The following is a 21,493-nucleotide window of genomic DNA, read 5'->3' on the forward strand; positions in this document are numbered from 1 at the left end:
GATGCGTTTCTTTATGACCTCCGATGGTTAATGGAGCCGGTCGAGGGAACAAGCACGTTGTTCATCCCATGCGCCTGCAAGGCCTCCAACGCCCCTAAGGCCATTTCGTCATTATGGGCAAAGACCGCTTGAATGTCTTTATGGCTTTGCAAAATGTTTTCCATGACCGATAATCCTTTGGCCCGGTCAAAATCAGCCGCCTGTTTGGCCACGACTTTCATCCTATTTCGCGCAGGAGACTCCCACTTCAACGACCAAAGGGAGTAAGTGGGAGAGGAATGCGCGTTCCCCCTTTCTTTTGTGTATGATAGAATAAAGGCGTGGAGAAAACCGTTCAATAAAGGCACTCCAATCACGGCTACTCGATGTATGGAGTTGGTTACAGGAAACGTTGTAACCGTAAAACATCGAGCGTAGGTCCGTCTGTTGTGTGTGGAAGCCAAGTACTGCCAACAGACACACCGAGAGAATCGGTAACGATGCAGGCATGACCTGCGTCGTTGGGTAGTCGTCAACCTGCCCCCTGATGCAACCCCAAGTCAAGGAAGGAGGACGAAGTCCGTTTGCACTTCTGGGGAGTTGCAAGCCCCCACTTCAAGCGTTAGCTAAGTGGGGGTAGTTGACATTGGCTGCTTTGTCGATCACTTGGTGGAATCCTTCTCCCCGTTCACGTGCGGCCGAGGAGCCCGGAATCCCCTCCAATTCCACAATGTTTCCGCCGTTTTTCAAGTGGTCGACGATAAACTGCGCGACCATTTTTCCTCCCGCCACATTGTCGGAGGCGATATGGGTGACCACTTTCCCGCCGTCCGCGCTGCGATCGACGGTAATGACCGGGATGTTGGCGCTGTTGGCGGATTCAATCGCAGACGTGACAGCGCTTGAGTCCGTCGGGTTGACCAGCAGCACATCGACTTTTTGCCTCATTGACTTCGTTCCTGTTCGGCCAAAAATGATTCCACCTCCTCTCGTCTCGGCATCCCAGCCTGCGCCCCGAGTTTTGTCACGGACAGAGCCGCAGCCGCATTGGCAAATCGGCACGCTTCATGAAGCGGCTTCCCTTCCGCCAGCGCCACGGCAAGCGCCCCGTTAAACGTATCACCCGCGCCCGTCGTATCCACGACGGGAACGTGGAAACTTCGAATGAGCCGTTCTTGTCCATCTTGCCAAATGCGCACCCCTTTGGCCCCTTCGGTGACAATGAGCTGATCGACAAACGATTCTTCATCCATCTTGTCAAACAAAATGCCCCGTTCATGTTCATTCGGCGTCAAGAAACTCGCCTGCTCGAGCACCACGAGCGGCAGCGGCTGGGCTGGAGCTGGGTTCACGATGACGCGCACGCCGTGGCGATGCGCGATCGAAACGGCCCGCTCCACAACAGGAAGCGGGATTTCCAGCTGCAGTAAGCACACATCGCTTTCGGCGATCACGGATTCATATGGATCCAGATCCTCCGGCGTCAGCGCATGATTCGCCCCAGGGACGACAATAATGCGGTTGTCCCGCTCAGAAATCGTAATCGCAGCAATGCCGGTACGTTGATGTGTAACCGATTTCACACAATCGACGGAAACGCCTTCATTTTGCAACGAACGGATGAGCTCTTGACCAAACGCATCATCCCCCACCGCGCCAATCATCCGCACATCGGCGCCGAGGCGAGCGGCGGCCACCGCCTGGTTCGCCCCTTTGCCGCCGGGAGTGGTGAGAAACTGTTCGCCTAAAATCGTCTCTCCTTGGTTTGGAAACCGCGCCGCCACAGTGACTAAGTCCATGTTGAGGCTGCCGATCACCGTAATCGATGGCCGAGCCATCTTTCTTCCCCCTCCTTGTACGAAACAAAAGCGATAGACTCCCGCGCCTCGACGTTTTCCCGAAGCCATATTGTGATTTGCCCGGATCACGGTTATAAATTAATAAGATAAAAGCATAGGATAAAAAACAGGACATTGACAACTGCCAATGCCCTGACCAACACGCACAGCGACCGCAAAAAGTGCAACGGTCTAGAAATAGGCAGAATCGCCCCACCCCCACCTACACCTAGTAGAGGACTTTTCTTTTGATACCGCACAACGACTGTCGCGACCAACGACGCAAACGAAATGATCAGCGACAACCACAGCAGCCATCATCCATTAGCCCCTTTTTATCAAGGGAGTTGCCGCTGCTCCCGTGCATGAAACCGTGCATCTGTATTAACCAGCATGTCTTAGAACACCTAAGGCGCTCGATCATTGCCTAACGCCCCTCTGCAAGCTTCTCACTTTTCCCTCCACCGTTCGCTTGCTTCATCCGCCCGTTTCGCCACCGCCATCATGCTCATGATGACGAGCATCACAAACGAACCCACAAACATTCCCGCGATAAACGCGACCATGGCCCTCTCTCCCTTTTCTCGCAAACTCGTTATTGGCCATTCTTTCCGTTTACATCTAAATCTATACGATGGGAGAGCTTTGTTCTATTATACGCCGCGTTTGACCGCCCGATGCTTGGTCCTTGCCCAACAGCGGCAAGCCCATACAATCAAAAGCGCCAGGAGCGCCCCACATGAATCAATCGCCACATCTTTTGGCGTCGCCGTCCGCCCCGGTTCAAACGATTGGTGCCACTCGTCGGTTGCCGCATACACTGTCGCAAACAGCCAAGCGCCCGCATACGCAAACCGTTTTGGCGCAAGCGCCCGCCACACAAGCGCGGCCAAAATGCCAAACTCGGTCAAATGCGCCGCTTTGCGGATCACAAAGTTCAACCATGACGGCCCCTCTTCATCCCCTCCGCCAAACGGCAAGTACGACAAAATCATCTGCAGCACATGCGCCGTATTCGCCCCAGTGAACCAGGAAGACTCGCTGAAGCTGTAAATGACGAGGCACCAGAGAATGACGGGAAGCCAGCGGGAAAGGAAAGCTCTCATCGTTTCACCTGCCAACAACCTTTTTCCCAACAAAACAAGGTATCTAAACAACAAACGAAAGTAGACACCTTGTTCGCTGAACCCTTTATCATCATAACAGGGAGGGTGATCTTTTTCCATTTTCTTTTTTGAAAGCTGCTTTACCATTGTTTTAAAATCGTTCGCTCACAGGCTGGAAAGAAGACTTCTTTTCCGTTCCCCTCTTTTCTTTCACCCATTCCCCTTTTAAGGGAGATTCTCTCCCTAGTTTATGTTTTCATGAACAAGGGTATGGGTATAGTAGTAAAAGGAAAATGTGTACATTTTTTTCGGTCAGCATTATAATTTTTAGAAAGGAGAATCAATGAGGTGATCAATATGCCCTCCGCTTTGGAAACGAAAATGAGGGTGACACTGTCTTGCACGGAACAGGCCAACAAACCGGATAAGGATCTTTCATTCGCCGAATTACGGAAAAAAATAGCCAAACCTTCTCCCTTTGGCAAAAAATTAGTGGACATCTACAAACAAGGACGGTAGCCGATTATGTCGTTTGTGATGACATATGAAGATGCCATAGATGAACATTTTGGACAAGCGTCTATATACATCGATGCTTGCCAACATTCAAGATTTAGCCTTAGCTCAAATGCGACTCCTTCAGCTTGAAGCCTATGATGCCTTGCACTACGCCATTGCAACATACCATCATTATGACTACTTCGCTACGCTTGACGGCGATTTTGTCCACGCTCTTTACAACCAAGACCTCGACCTAGCACCGATCACAAAAATTGTCAAAATCGCCTAGCCTTGTCGTCTTGATCGAATCGAAGCCCAAAACTAACATTAAGGAAGGCAAAGAGTTCCCATGCTCTCTTTATTTCCTTTATCCACTCATGTGAGCTACACCAAGTTCAACCATGTGAATTAGCGACAGAGAAAGAGCATGCAATATATCGGATTCGCCTTTATGATGTACAAAAAAGCGGAAGCATCCTACTCTGCTTCCGCCAACAGTTTCAACGTCGCGGCGACAAACATTTGCACGCCGATCTCAAGCGCGTCTTCGTCAATCGTAAAGCGCGGGTGGTGGTGCGGGTACACGATGCCTTTTTCTACATTGCCCGCGCCCACGTAGAAAAAGCTGCCGGGCGCTTTTTGCAAAAAGGCGGAGAAATCTTCGCCGCCCATGTTCGGTTTCAAGCGGGCCACTGCCTCTTCGCCGAACAGCTCGCGCGCCGTTTCTTCAATGACGTGGGTCACTTCATCGTAGTTAATGACCGGGCGGTATCCGTAGTCAAATTGAAACTCATACGAGGCGCCGTGCGCTTCGGTGATCCCTTTGACAATGCGCTCCATCCATTGCGGGACCGTCTGGCGCAGCTCGGCGTCGAACGTGCGCACTGTCCCTTGAATTTCGACCTCCCCAGGCAGGACATTATGCGCCGTACCCGCCACAAATTGTGTCACGGACAGAACAAGCGGCTCGAGCGGATCGACATAGCGCGAGACGATGTGCTGCAAGTTCGTCACGACTTGCGCCCCGATGGCGATCGCATCGATCGTTTGGTGCGGCATGGCTCCATGGCCGCCTTTGCCGATGATGCGGATGAAAAAGCGGTCGGGTGCGGCCATCATCGGTCCATACACAATGCCGATTTTTCCACGCTCAAGCGGCGACCAAAGGTGAGTGCCGATGACGACGTCCACCCCGTCCATGACGCCGGCTTGCACCATCTCCTCCGCCCCACCCGGGAACAGTTCTTCCGCGTGTTGGAACAAAAAGCGAATCTCGCCATGAATTTGATCGCGAAGCTGGGCGAAAATTTTCGCCGTCCCCAACAGCATCGCCGTATGGCCGTCATGCCCGCACGCATGCATGACGCCTGGGTTTTTGGAGGCAAATTCAAACGTGTTTTCCTCTTGAATGGGCAGGGCGTCCATATCCGCGCGAATGGCGACGACTCGGCCTGGCTGTTGGCCAATGAGCCGCGCCATGACGCTCGTTTTCGTCGGCCGCGACAACTCAAGATGGCCGAATGATTGCAGCGTCTCGTACACAAATTGCGCCGTTTTCTCTTCCTGGAACGACAATTCGGGATGGGCATGCAAGTGGCGGCGCCAGGCGATGACGTCCGTTTTCACTTCATCGACGAGCCGTTTGATTTCTTCCTTTGTCATCCATAATCTCCCCCTGTTCGTTTGTCTTTTTCGTTATTCCCCTTGGGCTAGTTGCCACACCGTATGATAAAGCACCTCTGCTCCAGCGGCGCAGTCTTCTTTCGTGCTCCATTCCGCCGGACTATGGCTCACCCCGTCTTGGGAGCGGACAAAAATCATCCCGATCGGGCAAATCGGAGCCAACTGTACGCCGTCATGGGCTGCGCCGCTCGGCAGCCAAAACGGCGGATACCCGAGCTGCTTGCACGCTCTTTCCGCGGCCTGTTTCACCACCTCGGAACATAACACCGGCGCCATTTCTTGCAGTCGCTCGGTCGTGAGGCGAACGTTCCGCTCCTTGGCGATCGTCTCTGCCCGCGCGGCTATGGCATTCCATACTTGATCGCGCACCTCAGCCTTCAAGTCGCGCAAATCGAGCACAAATTCGACCCGTTCCGGAATGACATTAATACCGCCCGGATATACATGCAACTGTCCTACAGTACCGACCGTTGTCCCTGTTCGTCTTGCTTCCTCTTCAATGATCGCGATAATTTGTGCGGCGGCGGCCATCGGGTCGCGCCGCAACGACATCGGCGTGGCGCCGGCATGTTCTGCTTTTCCTTCGATGGTAAATTTCACCCAAATCAGACCGGCGATGCCAGTGACGATGCCAACTGGAAGACCAGCCTCCTCCAGCACCCGTCCTTGTTCGATGTGCAGTTCGACATAGGCTTTCACCGTTCCTGGTTTTCGTGCTGCCTGCGGCAAGCGGTCCGGGTCAAGCCCCGCCTGTTTCATTGCTTCAGCGAGGGAAATCCCTTCCGCGTCGCGGCACTCGAGCGCTTCCGGAGGCAACGTCCCCGCCATCGCGCGGCTGCCGATCATGCCGAAACGAAAGCGCGCTCCTTCTTCGTCCGTAAACGCCACTACTTCAATTGGATGGTGCGTCACAACCCCGTGCTCGTTCATCGCCTGAACAACTTCCACGCCGGCCAACACCCCGAGCGGTCCATCAAAGCAACCGCCGTTGTAAACCGAATCGAGATGAGACCCAACAAGGACGACCGGAGCATCCGGATTCGCCCCTTCTTTCCGTCCGATCAAGTTGCCAGCCGCGTCTTCATATACGAAAAGCCCCGCTTCGCGCATGTAAGAAGCGACGAGATCTTTGGCCCTCCGTTCTTCAGCAGTGAACGAGAGGCGCGTGACGCCGCCGCTTGGTTTCTTGCCGACCTCCCCTAGTTCCATGAGCCGTTGCCAAAGACGTTCCCCTTGAATCAAGCTATCCTCCCCTCACGCCAATTACGGATAATTTTCGGATATGTCCTTAATTATAATGGAAACAGAGGAAATTTTCAAATAATACAAATAATAAAAACGTCTTCAAGACAACAAAAAACTTCTGCCTGGCGCTAAAGGCAGAAGCTGATCGAGCGATTATAAGAAAATGCGGTATACTTTGCGCGGACGCCCGCGCGGATACGGGTTTGTCTCCCCGGCCACTTCGGCAAGGCCCACGGTCTCCAATTGGTTTAAAATCCGGCGGGCGCTGCGCGGCACAATCCGCATATAAGAAGCCAACTCATGCGCTTCGATCTCGTTGGTTCCGCGTTTTTGCAATATGGCTTTCAATTTGCAGAGCGTCGCGGCGCTTAATCCCGTCCGCTCCGCCAGCTGCCGCAGTTCTCCGCCGCCGAGCGAATAGCGGAGGTGCACACTTTTTCCTAACGGACCCGAGATCGTTCCATCATCAAACACCACCATCCACGCACCCCGTCCGCTTTGTTTCGCATGCAAAAACGCCTTCCCAGCCTGAATTTCGGCCTCATACGCCGTTCGGCCGATGCCGATTCCGCACGCGATGACTTCGTCGTAAAGGAGCTCCGTCTCCTCGGCCGAGGGGACCGTTTTATAGCCATCGGTGATCTCTTTTAATGCGCCCCTTGTCGTAAAAATGACATAGCGGCCCGGTCCGGCGCTTTTCAGCGACCCTTGGACTTTTTTTGCATACCGTAGCAATTTTTCCGTTGTCTTCATCTCCAGACGATATATGTCATCGGTCGAAAATGTCTCTGGGGAGGCCGCCTGCATCGCATCGACTTCAATCATTTGCACGGCGATTTGCGCATCTTGCGCCTGTAGCATCTGTCCGGTGCGAATGATTGTTTGGATGACCGCTTCCACCGCCGAGCGGGCAGGCAATACCCGATACACCGGCATCCCGAGTTTCTCCAGTTCGAGATGGGCTGTCCGCAAACAGGTGACCGCTGCTTCCGTTTTCCCTTGTTTCCAAAGGGTGTAATGATAGTCGGACAGTTCCTGGGCCGAAATGCCTCCCTCGTAATGCTTGACGTATGGAATCGGTTCTTCGATGCCCGCCTCTTCCAGCAGCCGTTCGATTTCGCGACGCTCGTACGTGTCAAAACTAAGTCGGCTGACCGGAATCTGCTCCGTATAGTGCGCCTGCAGCAGTGTGCGGTACAAGCTGGCACCAATATGTGGAACATAAAACAGCGGCGCATCGACCTCACCGGACTGCTTGACGATCGAATACGGCACTTGTCCGGAAAACAGCCACATATCAACCTCTGACGCGAGCGGGCGGATCAAATCGATCACTTCACTTTCATCCCAATACACAACGGGAACGCAAACAAGCTCTTTGTACTCTTGCGCCACCGCCTGAATAATTGACAGCGAATCGTCCGCACCAAATATGCCTAATCGAATACGAATGGAGCACACCTCCTCACTATCCCCGTCCTATCGGCAAACAACACCCTCGTCCGATTCACTTTCTTCCTCAAACTCCCCCAACGGCTCGTTGCAGATACAAAAATGCATCACCACGTTTTTAGAAAGCGCCTAAACGAACAATCCTCAGCATCGCAATGCCATCCAATTCCTTCAGCAGGCAGCGCCTCCCGCCATCGCTGGGGACGAACCATCGCCAGAGAACAGATGGGGCACAGCTGCTTTCTTTACCCCTCTTTTTCTGCTTGTGTAGCGACCGGTGCGTATAGCGAAACGCCTGTCGCTCCACCCACCACCGGCCGCCCGATCGACTCGTAGATTAAGCCGGCGGCTTCTGCCGCCTTCGGGTCGTAACAATTCCGCCCATCCACCACAACCGGTGTTTTCATCAGCGTCTTGTAGCGGTGAAGGTCAAATTGCAGCACAGCCGGCCATTCGGTGAAAATGAAACAAACATCCGCGCCGCGAATGGCTTCCTCAATCGTCTGACAACAAACGACCGCATCGCCAAAACGGCGGGCGACATGTTCGAGAGCGGCTGGGTCCCAGACGCGCACGGCGGCCCCTTCAGCAATGAGCCGTTCGATGTTCGCCAATGCCGGCGATTCGCGCACATCATCGGTGCCCGGCTTGAATGCGGCGCCAAGCACGGCGACCGTCCGGTTGCGGAAATCCCCAATGTGCAGACGCGCTTTGTCAAGAAGCTTCCATTTTTGTTTCTCATTGACGTCCATTGCCGCCCATACCGTTTTGAGCGAATAGCCGTGAGAAGCCGCCAACGAATAAAGCGCGCTCGCATCTTTCGGCAGGCATGAGCCTCCATACCCGACGCCTGCGCGCAAAAAGCGGCGGCCGATGCGCGGATCCATGCCGATTCCTTCCGCCACCGCCTGAATGTCGGCGCCTACCAACTCGCATACATTGGCGATCTCGTTGATGTAGGAAATTTTCAACGCCAAAAACACATTGGCCGCGTACTTGATCATCTCGGCGCTTCTCCGGTCCGTCACGACGTACGGGAGCGCAAACGGGGCGTAGAGGTCCTTCATCATCCGCTCCGCTCTCTCCGATTCGACGCCTAACACAATGCGCGGCGCCTGCAACGTATCGCGCACCGCCGTTCCTTGTGACAAAAACTCCGGGTTGGACACAATGTCGATGCGCACCCCAGAGCGTCCATTTTCTGCTACAAAACGCGCGGCCTCATCCCCTGTGCCGACCGGAACCGTCGATTTGATCGCCACCAAACAGTCGCGCTCCACCGCCATCGCAATGCGGCCGAGCGCCTTCCAAACGGCGTCAAGCTGCACAGAACCATCCGGCAGCGGCGGGGTGCCGACCGCGACCATGATCACTTCCGCCCATCGATACGCTTCCGCATCGTCTGTGGTAAAGCGAAGGCGGGCGCTGTTCCGTTGGATGAGCGGTTCGAGCCCCGGTTCATAAATGGGGACGATTCCTTCATTCAACCGCCGAATTTTTTCCTCATTGACATCCACGCATATGACATCATGCCCTTTATCAGCCAGGCAGGCGGCGGTCACCAGCCCCACATATCCCGCCCCGGCGATCGTGATTTTCATCGTTCCTCACACCTTTTTGATCCATTGCGGCTATTGTCGCTTGTTCTCATTATATCGAATCGCCTGGGGATTTTCATTGTTTTCGCCTAGCCGCTGAGTTCACCGGTTGTGCTCTGCGGCCAAAAGAAAACCGGGAGGAGCCAAACCCCCGGTTACATGACATTTGCTTCTTGACAGCCAATCAACCACAAAACCGCCGATCAACGATTTCTCCACGATCATTTCTTATTCAAAATAATGCCGAACCGCATCCGCAATCGCGGTCGTCACTGCTTCCTGATAGTCGTCTGTCGCCACCGTCGCCGCATCTGTGCGGTTGCTTACATAGCCGAGCTCAAGCAATACAGACGGTCTGTCGTTTTCCCGCAGCACGTAATAGTCGCCAAACGCAACGCCGCGGAAAGGCAGTGCGGCCAATCGGGAAAGCGGGTCTTCGAATGATTGCGCTAAGCCGTAATCGGCAAAACGGTCGTAGTAATAAACGGTGATGCCGCTCGCCTGTTGGTCGTCTGCGCTGTCATAATGCAGGCTGATAAACGCATCCGCTTGATACAGGCGCGCCATCGCCACGCGCGCGGACAGCGGCACATACTCATCGCTGGAGCGCGTCAGCACGACGCGGGCGCCGTAAGATTGCAGCTTGTTTTTTAGAAGCCTCGCCGTTTCCAACGTCAACTCCTTTTCCTTGACGCCATCGGCACTTTTCGCACCGCCGTCTTTGCCTCCGTGGCCAGCGTCAAGAACGATCGTTTTTCCGGCCAGCGCCTGAACAGGACCGCGCGTCCAGCTGTCTACATACAGGCGCGAGTCGCTAGGCGCGATGATGGAAAGCAGCGAGCGGTCAGCCGACTGGGGCGCTTCCGCTTCCTTTTCATTGGCTTGTCCACCCTTTACCTGCACATACGCGGACGAAACCCAGCCACCAAGCCCTGTTGAGGAGGCAATTTTATACCATCCCGGTTTCTTTTCTACAATCTCGACCTCTTCACCACGGACAAGGCGTCCGACGCGCGCTGCCTTCAATGACGGCTCAGCCCGAACGTTGAGCGAACTGGCGTTGACGATTCCGGTTTGATGCGAAATCGATGACTCCCGAGCCGCAGTGAGGTATGCTGAAGACACCCAGCCGATCGCACCGTCTGCGATCACTTCCGTCCATTCCCCATCTTCCTTGATGACCCATACCGTTTCTCCCCGCGCCAAATGCCCAATAATTCGCCCGTCTCGGCTCGGCTCTTGGCGAAGGCGGAGCCGGTCTTCTTGCACGACGGCTGTCTCTTTTGCCAACGCGACGTACCGCGCAGCGAGCCACCCGGTTCGATTTTTCTCCCATTCAATTTTCACCCAACCATCTTTCATGTCCACCAACCGGTACACTTCGCCCCGGTGGACGTTCGCCAATGGACGATACGGCACTCCCGGCCCTTGGCGGACATTCACGCGATCCGCCGTCACCACAGCCAGACGCTTCGTTTCCTCCATTTCCTTTTCCCCTTTCGCCCCCACCGGCCAAGCAGCCGCAGCCAACCATAGCAAACAAAACGACAGGGCGAGCCATGTCCCTCGCCTCATGCCCATTCCCTCCCCCGTTGTCCCCAATTTGTCTACTATATCGTTCGCGCACAACGGGGAATTTCCTGTCTGCCGCTTCGGAAAACCGCTCGACAAAACTAGCGAGGCGGCATCCATCAACCGACAACGGCTCTCCTTTTTCTGCATCATGCTTCTTCATACGACAGCCACTACAACGCGGCCGATCGACATGCGTCATCCTCCCCTTCCATCTTTCTTTTTTCAATATTTCCATCAATAATGTTTAAATTCTACTATGGACAGGATAAACTACTATTATACAAAACGTTTATCCGAAAGGAGACGAGGTCTATGAACCCCGACAATCTTGCTAAACTGATCGACGAATTGTCTGCCATGTTCCATCCGACAGAGCGGGACCGTCCACACGGCAGATGGGTTGAGGCGCCAAAGAGCGCACCCCCTTCCAAACGGCGGCGGTCCAAAACAGCCTACCAGCTGAAAATCACATTAAACGGCATCCGCCCGCCGATTTGGCGGCGCGTCCTTGTTCCCGGACATGCGACATTTCACGAGCTTCATCTCATCATCCAAGAAGCGATGGGATGGGAACAAGCCCATTTATACGAATTCGATTTCGGAAGCGTTCTCATCGGCATCCCTGACGGCTGGGATTCGTTTCAGCTGGAAAAAGAACTGATGGACGCCCGCCGCATCCCATTACAGCAATGGCTGACGGAAGAAAAACAAAAATTTCTATATATTTACGATTTTGGCGACTACTGGAGCCATACCGTCACCGTTGAAAAGATTGAAACACTCCCAAAACCGTTGGAACGCGCCGCTTGCCTGAAAGGAAAACGGGCGTGCCCTCCCGAGGATTGCGGCGGCGTCTATGGCTATCTGGAGCTGCTGGAAGCGACGGCGCAAAAAGACTCTCTTGCCGACCCCGAATTGCGCGAGCTGGTGGACTGGATGTACGACATGAAAGGCGAAGATTTTGATCCTGATGCCTTTGACGTCGAGGAAGCGAACGAGCGGCTGGCCTATATCCGATTGTAACGATCCAACCGCCACAATCCGGCCTCCGCGATGCCGGTTCCAATCCATTCAGCAACCGTCGCGGCACCCGGAAGCAGCAACAGCCAGACATGTATATGTGCACGCGAAAGAAGGGGTTCGGCATCTCCCAAGGACACCTTCTTTCGCACCCATCTGCGCTTCGTTGCCTGCTTTGTCCGCCGCCTTACAAAAATCCCCGTTCGGCAAACGTCTCCCAGACGAGCTCCTCGAGCTCCTTGCGCAACTCAGTTGCATCGACTCCTTCAAGCAACCCGTCCTTTTTCCATGTTCGGACCGCTTTGTCAATCAAACGATGGACTTGATCAACGTCCCAGCCCTCGCGATCAAACAACTCCTCAACTTGGTCAAGCCATTCCTCAATCGCACGGTCCAGCTCATCCCCATCCTCCATCCCACCGTCGTCGAACCAGATCTCATCACCGTCATCCCCATCGTCAAAGAGCCACTCATCATCATTCTCGCCCTCATCATCTCCATCATCGAGCAACTCTGTTCTAAATAAAAACAATTCCATCACAGTGGCTTCCACTTCCTCTACAGGAACACCGTATCGTTTGGAAACATCTTCTATATTGACAAATTCTCTTCCAGCCATTTCACTCGCCAAATAACGGAGTGCAGCCGCATACACAGCAGGATTCTCGATGACCGGTTCATTCATTTCGCAGTATGCGCGCCAGAGGAATGCAGCCTCGCTGAGCACTAGGGAGGAGGTTTCAGCGCACGACGAAACTGCTTTCATCGATACATGTCGCAAGAACTTTAGGAGGCTGGTGAAAAACGACTGATTTCGCCGAACCCATTGTTTTCGGCCGAAAGAGAAGCGTTGATTTTGCAAGACTTCTCTATTTGAGAAAAAAGTCCATTTTCCGAGATTTTTCACTAAATCACCGGCCTTTTAGACTTTCGCTGCTCGTCCCAAGCACATTCCCATTCCCATTTTTTGCGCCCAACCAAAATTCTAAGAATATGACCGGTTCTTACCTGCGTAATGGCAAGAGAAAAAGCGCCCCGTCATCCGTCGGGACGCCTACGGCCGGCGAATCAAGCGAGACAACGAGGCAAGCAGGCGCTCTTGAAACGCAACCCATTCTGTCTCCGCCTTGTCTGGCCACGCTTCCAGCGCCTGAAGCCACGGCTCTACGTACGGAGAGAAAGACGGCGGATACACGCGGGCAAGATCGTCCATCTTGCCATTGCGATCGGTCGCGGCGACGATATACATGCCCGGCAACAGATGCGGCTCTGCCCGCTTCGGAATGTCCCATGTCACCGTTCGGTTATGGGCAAGCCAATCCAGCACCGCCTTCCCCTGTTCCACACGCTTGACGCGGAAAAACGAGAAACTGACGGAAAGGGGAATAGACAAGCCAAACAAATGGGCAAGCTGCCAAGCCATCAGTTCCTCATCCGCCTTTCCTCTCTCGCCCCCCCATTCATCCAGCAGAGCAAAGCAATGTTCCAATTCGCTTCTGACCTCTTCCAGCACGGCACCAATAACAGTTCGATGATTCGTTCCATAACGGCGGTCCAGCCAATCGGCCCACTCAAGCAACATATCGAGCGCTCGGCTCACCACTTCCCATGAAAACGAACTCCATCTTGACGGGATTTGCTCGACGATGCATTGTTTCCAGTCTTCTTCTCCTACGTCCTGCCACGATGAAAACGTCCGCCCGTTCATATATTCACACACGAGCAAAACCATGGCCCAAAACGCCTCTTTGGCTTCTTTTTCTCCGCTCACGATGACTTCGTTATAAAACGCCAATGCGTCATCGGTGAAATACATCCCTTCCCATTCCGCGCGGATCAACAACGTCTCGGTTCTTTCCGGCCCCATCCATTTCATTTTCCATAAGTCCGAAAGACGATGTGATGAGCTAAACGGAGATGGGGGCAATCCATAACGGGAGCGAATGGAATTTACTCCGATGAGCACCGGCAAATTGGCTCGTTCTTGCATGTTAAATAAATGGAATTCATACTCTTTCAGCCACTCATCCACTTCCTGAACACGCCCCTCGCGCGCCATTTCGTGAGGGGTTTTTCCATTCCATTTCTCAAGTGGGGTGTGAAGGGCTTTTTCCATTTGAACATCCAATCCGGCCATCGTTGCCACCCAAGGGGGAGAGTCTGGGTCTGAATCAATATGAAGCGAAACGTTTTCGATCCATTTTCGGCGCAAAACAGCTTCTGTCCGCCGTTTTCGTTCTTTTGGGGAATACCCGAACGCTTGCAGCAGCGACACGAGCTGTTCGGCCGTCCCTTCCTCCTCGGTAGACAACACGAGACGCGACCGATGAGCCGATAATGACCCGCCTAATTCAAATACACGAATCAGCTTGGGGGAAATCACCCCGACATAATGGTACACATTGGTGCACCATGAACCTTCCACCTTCTCCCCATCATCATGATCAATGTGAGCGCGTCCAATCGAAGCAAGCTTCCTCATCGCCTCAGCGGCTTCTTGGCATTCGTATTCATACGTCCACCGCGTGCGCTCTTCTTGTACATCGTCCGCCTTCGGAGGATAGCCTGCATCGACGATATCGAGAAAATGTTCAACGGCTACCTTGTCATACGGCCAATCGGTTTGCGTCAACAAGACGCGAATGTTCTCTTCCGCCCGTTCCACGCCCTTCGGATCTACGATCGATGATACACCGCAAACGTAATAGCCGCCGTCAAATGGCTCCAAAAAGGCAAACATGCCGCCCCAAGGGCGCACAACCTCCAATGTCTCGCAATACGGCATGAGAAGTTTCTCGCCCGTCAACCGGTCAACCGCCACTCCTCCTTCATCATCCAAATCGACAAATTGCACAAGGCGCGGCACAAGCCGAACCCAGCGGTCCAACATTTCTTTCAGCTCTGGAGAAAGACGACGCCCTTTTTCCTGTTGAAACCATTCAACGCCGCGCAATCCATTCGGATAACGATGGAGGAAAAAACGCCAAAGCGTCTCAAACACCTTCAACTCTTCACGATGATCCTTTTGTTCGATCATTTGGCGAAATGTACGGTTGACCGCTTCGCGTTCATCGTAAGACAGCGCTTCATCCAAAAACCGTTGCACCATTTGCGACAGCTCATATTTTTGGTCAAAAAAGCGGCGCTGCCGCACCCGCTTGATCTCATGCTTTTGCTGTTTGTTCATGCAGCATTTCTTATACTTTTTCCCGCTTCCGCACGGGCACGGGTCATTTCGGCCGATTGCCATGCAAAACCCTCCCTTCTAATCTTTCCTTTCCAAAACGGCGACCAAGATATTAAAAACGGTCAGAATTGCGCACAAAGCCATTTTTCCCAATCCATTATGGATTCGGTCAAAACGGATCGTTCCCCGCCGCTTTTTTTGGAGTTTCACGAATGGAACGCATTCCATTCCCTGTTTCTGCTTATAGAGAGCTTGGGTTGAGCTCCATGATGGTTGAATGAGAGAGCCCTTGTGGAACCGGCTTTCCTTTCTGACGAAATGCCGCTGACTTGCGCGCAGCGCCCGTTTTTCTGCCAGCTTCTAGATGAATCCCCGATCGGTGAAGATCTCCCACGCTACATCGCGGAGTTCTTTACGCAATTCTTTTTCATTCACTTCCTCGAGCAGGCCCTCATTCCGCCACGAACGGAGGGCGCGGTCAATATGACGGTTGACTCGCTTCTCGTTCCATCCTTCACGCATCAACATCAGATCGATGTCATCGATCCATTCATTGATGCGCGCATCAAGCTCATCCCCTTCCTCTTCGAACCAGTCTTCCTCCCAGTCATCGAGCCATTCCTCGTCGTCTTCATCATCAACAGCCATCAGGAAAAAATCCAACGCCGCCGATCGCACATCTTCTGGCATCACGTCATACCGATCGGCGATGTCTTCCACCTCCGATCCTTCCGCCTTCATCAAATGCCCAGCCACATAGCGGAGCGCCGCGGCGTAGACGGGAACCGAATGAGGGAGGCGGGATGTTTTTCCGCAATAGATCGCCCATATGGCGAACGCTTGATTGAGCAGCGCCGCTGGCGCCTCCGGCTCGTTTTCATCGAGCTCGCGAATGACGGCCGCTTGTTTCGGATCATCCCATTTGAACTGTTTGGCGAACTGCCAAAGCCACTCCAAGAGCACATCGGAAAGCACAGCGACGAACCGATCGCGCATCCATAAAGCCGATGGCTGACCGCTCCACTCCCCTTCTTGTTGAATCGCCCGAAGCAATCGATCTTTCCCTGACGCCGGGAGCGGAAACACCGCTGTGAAACACGTGAACACGTCTTGGTACGGCACAAGGAAGCCGAACACCACATCTCCTGTTTCGATCACGCTCGGCCATTGATCGGAAGTCAATAAATGAACGATCTTTTCCTCTCCCATCAACAAATCCCGGACAACGGGGCGATTGTCGTCATCATAGCCGATGAACTCGCCAAGCGACGGAACGGCTCCTTCCCACCTCTCGATGTGAGCCTGAACAGACGGGCGCCACCGCTCCCAATGACGGCTTTTCCGGTAAGCAGAAAAGATCGTTTGTCCTGTTTCATCAACCGGCCAACAAAACAACATCCAGTTCACCACCATGATCTGCATGCCAAGCTCGAGTTCCTCCGGCATCTCATCAAGCGGGAACTGGTCTAAAAGCTCTTCCGCCTCCCTCTCATACCGCTGCAAAACAAACTGACGCATATCATTCATGCATTCGATCAACTCGCGGTCAATCAATGACGAAATCGAAACCGCCTCTTTTTTTCCGCAACAATGCTTGTACTTTTTCCCGCTTCCGCACGGGCATAACGCGTTCCGCGGCGTTTCCGCCATATTCGATGCACCTGCTTTCTTTTCCATTTGGACTTTTTCTATTCCTATTATACCATCATCGATAGACGTTCAACCATCACCAGCTTTCTTTCTATCAAAACGCGTACACGTTCAAAAGCTCGCAATGTCCTTTCATGCCGTCTCGAGAACAGACGCGTTTTGTCACATTGCCCCTCTTTTTTCGACACGCTGTCACATGCTATAATAGGATGATAAGGAATGGATCGGAAAGGACGGACCGACATGTTGCAGACCACGATCTCCAAACCGCTTTTGCGGCAAGCGGCAGAAGAATTGGTGAAAGAATTGCCGTATCCCATTTTCCACACGCTCATTCAAAAAGGACGCGATTTGTCCAGATACGGGTTCGTCTATAACGTGATGGTCATCAACAGCCATGAAGTGGAAGGGGTCGTGTCTGACAAAACTCCTCATGACGTCATGGTTGATTTGTCCAACGTCACCCGCCGCCATCGCTGCCCGTGCGGGACGGAAGGGCTGTGTCCACACGTTTTGGCGCTGTTCTTTTATATATACGGCAACGTGTTCGACGTTGGCGAGCTGTTCCGCCTTTGGAAAAAAGGGCAAATCGGCCCGTTGCAGAAAGAATCCGCTGTCCATGAATCAAAAACACCTGCTCCAAAACGCGCGGGGAAAACGGCAGGCCTTTCGATCACAGCCAATGAAACGGTTGAAGATTGGCGGGGCCAGTTCGAGAAACAGTATGAAGACTTTTTCTCCCGCCATCAAAACGGCCAAAACTGGCCGTACCGTTTAGCCTTCCAGCTGCTCCCGAAACTTGGCAAAAACGAAGGGAAGCAAGCTGGCGCCCGTCCGTTGCGGGAGCTTCATGCCGCCCTCTTTTTGTTGGAAAAGCTTCGGCAGTACGGAGAGGCGCAAGGGTGGAATGACGTCGTATTCGCCTCTTACGGACAGTTTTCCTGGCAGCAGGACGTCAACTATGTCGCCGACCGCGCCTTTGACGCCTTGGAAAAATTGTCTACTCAATCGCTGCCGCGGTCGCTCAACGCGTTGATTGAACAGACGATTCCGTATGTTCGTGATGTATTGTTTTTGGACGGGGCGCTGTCATCATTCGGCTATGACTTTTACACAACCGCGTGGGAATCGCTGTTCACCAAGCCCACATGGCGGCAAGAGGAACGGGCCGAACTCCTTCGGCTCGCCAAAGACCGAGACGACATCCGCGCCGCTATGGCGGCGGCTCATCTTTCCTTTTTGCTTGGCGAAGACGACGAAGCGATGGCGCTTTACCGCGCGTTCCCCGATCAGGCAGGCTTGTTTTTGGTGGAATGGATCGGGCGATTCATTCAAAACGGCCTCTTGAAGCGGTTTGAAGCCGTTTGGGAAAAAGCAAAAGACGATTGGCCGCTTTATCTTTCGCATATACCCGCTCCCATCCGAAGCAGTTTTTTGGACGAAGCGGCGCACTGGTTTGAAATGTACGCCCGGCAACGAAACCGCTCGGACGCATGGGAAGATTTTTTGCAGCGAAGCCTTCCGTACAGCGTCAACGAGTACACCAACTTTTTGTATCGGCAAGGACGCTACCGGGAAGTCGTGGACCTATTCTTATGGGCGAACATCACCGCTGATGAGCTGCATCCGCAGCTGCTCAAAACATTGCAAGCGCGCGGGACGGATCTTGTCATGCCGTTATATCATCGGACCGTGATCAAGCTGCTCAACGAGAAAAACCGGTCAAGCTACCAAAAGGCGGTCCGCCACTTGAAAACGCTGCGGACCCACTACCGTTCGATGAAGCGATTCGATCAATGGGAAGCGTATCTTGAACAGCTGCTCGCCAAAACGGCGCGCCTGCGCGCGTTTCATGAAGAATTAAAGAAAGGAAAACTGCTTCCATGAAGGCATTGGAGACGATTCAGATTTCCTGCAGATGGAATGAAGAGATTCGATGTTTCGAGCTCTCTGGTTCCACCCATCCCTCATCATGGGTTTCGCCTTTATTGGCTTGGCACGAAGAAACCTTTTACGGGACCATGATCGATATCGAAGACGACATCGTGCGGCTGTCGCCGTGGCAAGCGCTCACTCTGTTCGCGTTGCGTCCGCACTCGCGCTTTTCCGTCATCGAATGGGCGGATGAATTCACCGCCCGATTGGAAGAGTGGGCGAGACACATTTGGAATGGGTTGGGGGAACGCCGCTTCCTTCCAGACGCTCCCCTTTGGAAAAACACAGGCGGCTCATGGAGCGAAGCGGGTCGCACCCGTTGGCGCAGCACGGACGATGATCCCGATCCGTTCGTCGCTACATGGCGGTCGCTGGCGATTGCCGACTGGCTGTCGCGCGACCCGGAGCTTCGCGTCATTTGGGGCGAAATCGTTCGCGCTTATCCATTGATCGCCTCCCCCAGCGGCCAATGGACCGGAACGGAAGACGATTGGCTTGAACAAATCGGCTGGCTCGGCGACCGGCCGCCGTTTACGGTCGGGCTTCGCCTCGTCGAGCCGCCTGAGGACGGCGACGTATGGACGCTGGAAGCGGTGTTAATCGCCGTCGACGACAGTGTCATCACACCTGCGAGCGACATTCCGCGCGCCTGGCGCCCATATGCATCATCGATCCAGCGCGCCATTCGCCGCATTTGCGCGATCGTGCCATGGCTGGGCAATGGAAGCGAGTCGCTGCTTCATGAACTGTCTGACGAACAAGCGTGGCGCTTTTTGTCCGAAGACAGCTTAAAGCTGACGGAAGCGGGTGTGCGCCTTTTGCTTCCCGACTGGTGGCACGACATCCGCCAGGCGCAGCTGTCGATCAAAGCGAAACTGTCGCCTTCCGTCAACGCGGAATCATTATTCGGCCTTGAGCGGCTCGCTGATTTCGATTGGCGCGTCGCGACCAACGGGATTGAGCTGACGGAAGAGGAGTTTGCCGCTTTGGCGGAACAAAAGCGGCGCCTCATTCGCCTGCGCGGCCAATGGCTCATCCTTGATCCCGCCCTTGTCCGCCGCGCGCAGGCGCTCATGGAAAAGGCGAAAAAAGAAGGCGTGCCGATCCACGATATCGTGGCGCAAACGCTGCTTTCAGAAGCAGAGGAGCGCGAAGAGGCAACGGACGAATCGATCCCGATCCACATTGACGTCCATGATCAGTTCCGGGCGTTCATCCGTCAGCTCCAGCAGCTTGATGGATTGCCGAAAGCAAATGTGCCGCCGTCTTTTCACGGCACGCTCCGCCCGTATCAGCAGCGTGGCGTCGACTGGCTCGTCTTTTTGCGCCGATTCGGCTTTGGCGCCTGTTTGGCCGATGACATGGGGCTAGGCAAAACGGTGCAGCTGCTTGCTTATTTGGCGCACGTCAAAGAAATCGAACGCCCGGACACGCCGGCGTTGCTCATCTGCCCGACCAGCGTGATCGGCAACTGGCAAAAAGAATGCGCCCGCTTCACCCCAGACTTGCGCGTCTACGTGCACCATGGACCGAACCGGGCGAAAAACGATGCGTTCGTGCAAACGGCAGGCGAGGCCGATGTCGTCATTACGTCTTACAACCTTGCCCATTTAGACCATGACGATTTAAAACAGATGCACTGGCACGTCATTTGCTTGGATGAAGCGCAAAACATTAAAAACGCGCAAACAAAACAAGCGCGCGCCATCCGCCGCTTGAGCGGAAAACATAAAATCGCCTTATCCGGCACGCCGGTTGAAAACCGTCTCGGCGAACTTTGGAGCATCTTCCACTTCCTCAACCCGGGCTACCTCGGCAGTGCGGCCGAGTTTGAACGCCGATTTGCCGGACCGATCGAAAAAGAAGGCGATGCCCGCAAAAAAGCGGCGCTGCAAACACTCATCCGCCCATTTCTCTTGCGGCGGACGAAAACGGATGAAGCGGTTGCGCTCAACTTGCCGGATAAGCTTGAACAAAAAGAATATTGCCCGCTCACAGCCGAACAGGCTGCCTTGTACGAGCAGCTCGTCAACGACACACTCGAACGGGCAAAGGAAGCCAGTCCGTTTGCGCGGCGCGGCTTGATTTTGCAAATGCTAAACGGTGTGAAGCAAATTTGCGACCATCCGGCGCTGTATTTGAAAGAACGCCGCCCCCGCCAGCTCGTTGAACGGTCGCACAAGCTCGAAAAGCTCATCGAACTGATCGAGCAAATCCGCGCCAACGACGAATCGTGCCTCATCTTCACGCAATACGTGCGAATGGGCGAGATGATCCAACAGCTGCTTTCCGACTTGTTTGACGAGCCGGTGCTGTTTTTAAATGGCAGCGTTCCGAAACAAGCACGCGATCGAATGGTCGAGGAGTTTCAAGCACGAAAAGCGCCGATTTTCCTTTTGTCGCTCAAAGCGGGCGGCACCGGCCTCAACTTGACGGCCGCCAACCATGTCATCCATTTTGACCGTTGGTGGAACCCGGCGGTGGAAAACCAAGCGACCGACCGCGCCTACCGCATCGGACAGACGAAATTCGTCCACGTCCATAAATTGATCACCATCGGGACAATCGAGGAAAAAATCGACGAGATGCTCGAACAAAAACAAGCGCTCGCCGACATCATCACCGAAGGCGAGGCGTGGATCACCGAACTGTCCGATGACGAACTGCGCGACTTGCTCGCCTTATCGGCCGCCGCGAAAGGAGGCGCTTGACCATGGCGGAAGA

At 54.0% G+C, this 21,493-nt stretch carries 16 protein-coding genes and 1 pseudogene; 4 read left to right on the top strand and 13 right to left on the bottom strand.

What is annotated here, in order from left to right:
* Positions 1-11 precede the first annotated feature (11 nt).
* From GHH_RS19330 to GHH_RS16390, 5 genes and pseudogenes are all read right to left on the bottom strand, one after another.
* Positions 12-212, bottom strand: a complete 201-nt coding sequence (locus GHH_RS19330) for a substrate-binding domain-containing protein (protein WP_015375943.1) — start codon at positions 210-212, stop codon at positions 12-14.
* 409 nt (positions 213-621) lie between these two features.
* A pseudogene (locus GHH_RS16380) lies at positions 622-927 on the bottom strand (substrate-binding domain-containing protein); the annotation flags it as partial.
* The gene (rbsK, locus tag GHH_RS16385) at positions 924-1,817 is read right to left on the bottom strand and encodes a ribokinase (protein ID WP_015375945.1); all 894 of its coding nucleotides are present in this window, start codon (positions 1,815-1,817) and stop codon (positions 924-926) included. The gene rbsK and the pseudogene GHH_RS16380, both read right to left, overlap by 4 nt.
* Positions 1,818-2,266: 449 nt before the next feature.
* A complete protein-coding gene (locus GHH_RS19575) occupies positions 2,267-2,383 on the bottom strand; it encodes a DUF3789 domain-containing protein (protein ID WP_011232702.1) in 117 nt (38 codons plus the stop codon).
* An 87-nt stretch (positions 2,384-2,470) separates the two neighbouring features.
* Positions 2,471-2,923 (bottom strand): VanZ family protein, encoded by a 453-nt coding sequence (locus tag GHH_RS16390; RefSeq protein WP_041470767.1) that lies wholly within the window; start codon positions 2,921-2,923, stop codon positions 2,471-2,473.
* 559 nt (positions 2,924-3,482) lie between these two features.
* On the opposite strand from GHH_RS16390, the gene GHH_RS16395 reads away from it, so the two are divergent.
* A complete protein-coding gene (locus tag GHH_RS16395; RefSeq protein ID WP_015375947.1) occupies positions 3,483-3,713 on the top strand; it encodes a hypothetical protein in 231 nt (76 codons plus the stop codon).
* Positions 3,714-3,901: 188 nt separating this feature from the next.
* On the opposite strand, the gene GHH_RS16400 is transcribed toward GHH_RS16395, so the two are convergent.
* The 5 genes from GHH_RS16400 to GHH_RS16420 all read right to left on the bottom strand — a co-directional run bounded on the left by GHH_RS16400 (position 3,902) and on the right by GHH_RS16420 (position 10,977).
* Positions 3,902-5,086, bottom strand: a complete 1,185-nt coding sequence (locus tag GHH_RS16400) for a M20 family metallopeptidase (RefSeq protein ID WP_015375948.1) — start codon at positions 5,084-5,086, stop codon at positions 3,902-3,904.
* A 33-nt stretch (positions 5,087-5,119) separates the two neighbouring features.
* Positions 5,120-6,349, bottom strand: a complete 1,230-nt coding sequence (locus GHH_RS16405; RefSeq protein WP_015375949.1) for a hydantoinase/carbamoylase family amidase — start codon at positions 6,347-6,349, stop codon at positions 5,120-5,122.
* Between the two features lie 156 nt (positions 6,350-6,505).
* Complete coding sequence (locus tag GHH_RS16410; RefSeq protein ID WP_015375950.1) at positions 6,506-7,813, bottom strand: hypothetical protein; 1,308 nt, start codon at positions 7,811-7,813, stop codon at positions 6,506-6,508.
* A 236-nt stretch (positions 7,814-8,049) separates the two neighbouring features.
* Positions 8,050-9,405 (bottom strand): UDP-glucose/GDP-mannose dehydrogenase family protein, encoded by a 1,356-nt coding sequence (locus GHH_RS16415; protein ID WP_015375951.1) that lies wholly within the window; start codon positions 9,403-9,405, stop codon positions 8,050-8,052.
* Between the two features lie 225 nt (positions 9,406-9,630).
* Entirely contained in the window at positions 9,631-10,977 is a 1,347-nt protein-coding gene (locus tag GHH_RS16420) for an N-acetylmuramoyl-L-alanine amidase (protein WP_015375952.1), read from the bottom strand.
* A 312-nt stretch (positions 10,978-11,289) separates the two neighbouring features.
* Here GHH_RS16420 and GHH_RS16425 point away from each other — a divergent pair, with 312 nt between their 5' ends.
* Positions 11,290-12,000: a plasmid pRiA4b ORF-3 family protein gene (locus tag GHH_RS16425; RefSeq protein ID WP_015375953.1), complete on the top strand. Its 711-nt coding sequence runs from the start codon at positions 11,290-11,292 to the stop codon at positions 11,998-12,000.
* 184 nt (positions 12,001-12,184) lie between these two features.
* Here GHH_RS16425 and GHH_RS16430 read toward each other — a convergent pair whose 3' ends face one another.
* The 3 genes from GHH_RS16430 to GHH_RS16440 all read right to left on the bottom strand — a co-directional run bounded on the left by GHH_RS16430 (position 12,185) and on the right by GHH_RS16440 (position 16,861).
* Positions 12,185-12,682, bottom strand: a complete 498-nt coding sequence (locus GHH_RS16430; protein WP_236612575.1) for a hypothetical protein — start codon at positions 12,680-12,682, stop codon at positions 12,185-12,187.
* 369 nt (positions 12,683-13,051) lie between these two features.
* A complete protein-coding gene (locus tag GHH_RS16435) occupies positions 13,052-15,247 on the bottom strand; it encodes a YecA family protein (protein ID WP_015375955.1) in 2,196 nt (731 codons plus the stop codon).
* 297 nt (positions 15,248-15,544) lie between these two features.
* Entirely contained in the window at positions 15,545-16,861 is a 1,317-nt protein-coding gene (locus GHH_RS16440; RefSeq protein ID WP_051049839.1) for an SEC-C domain-containing protein, read from the bottom strand.
* Positions 16,862-17,077: 216 nt separating this feature from the next.
* Here GHH_RS16440 and GHH_RS16445 point away from each other — a divergent pair, with 216 nt between their 5' ends.
* Both GHH_RS16445 and GHH_RS16450 read left to right on the top strand, forming a co-directional pair.
* Positions 17,078-18,721 carry a hypothetical protein gene (locus tag GHH_RS16445; RefSeq protein WP_015375957.1) on the top strand — a complete coding sequence of 548 codons (1,644 nt, stop codon included), beginning with the start codon at positions 17,078-17,080 and terminating at the stop codon, positions 18,719-18,721.
* Complete coding sequence (locus tag GHH_RS16450; RefSeq protein WP_015375958.1) at positions 18,718-21,480, top strand: DEAD/DEAH box helicase; 2,763 nt, start codon at positions 18,718-18,720, stop codon at positions 21,478-21,480. Before GHH_RS16445 ends, GHH_RS16450 begins: the two co-directional genes overlap by 4 nt.
* Positions 21,481-21,493 lie beyond the last annotated feature (13 nt).

Source organism: Geobacillus sp. GHH01 (assembly GCF_000336445.1).
GTDB classification, from domain to species: Bacteria; Bacillota; Bacilli; order Bacillales; family Anoxybacillaceae; genus Geobacillus; species Geobacillus zalihae.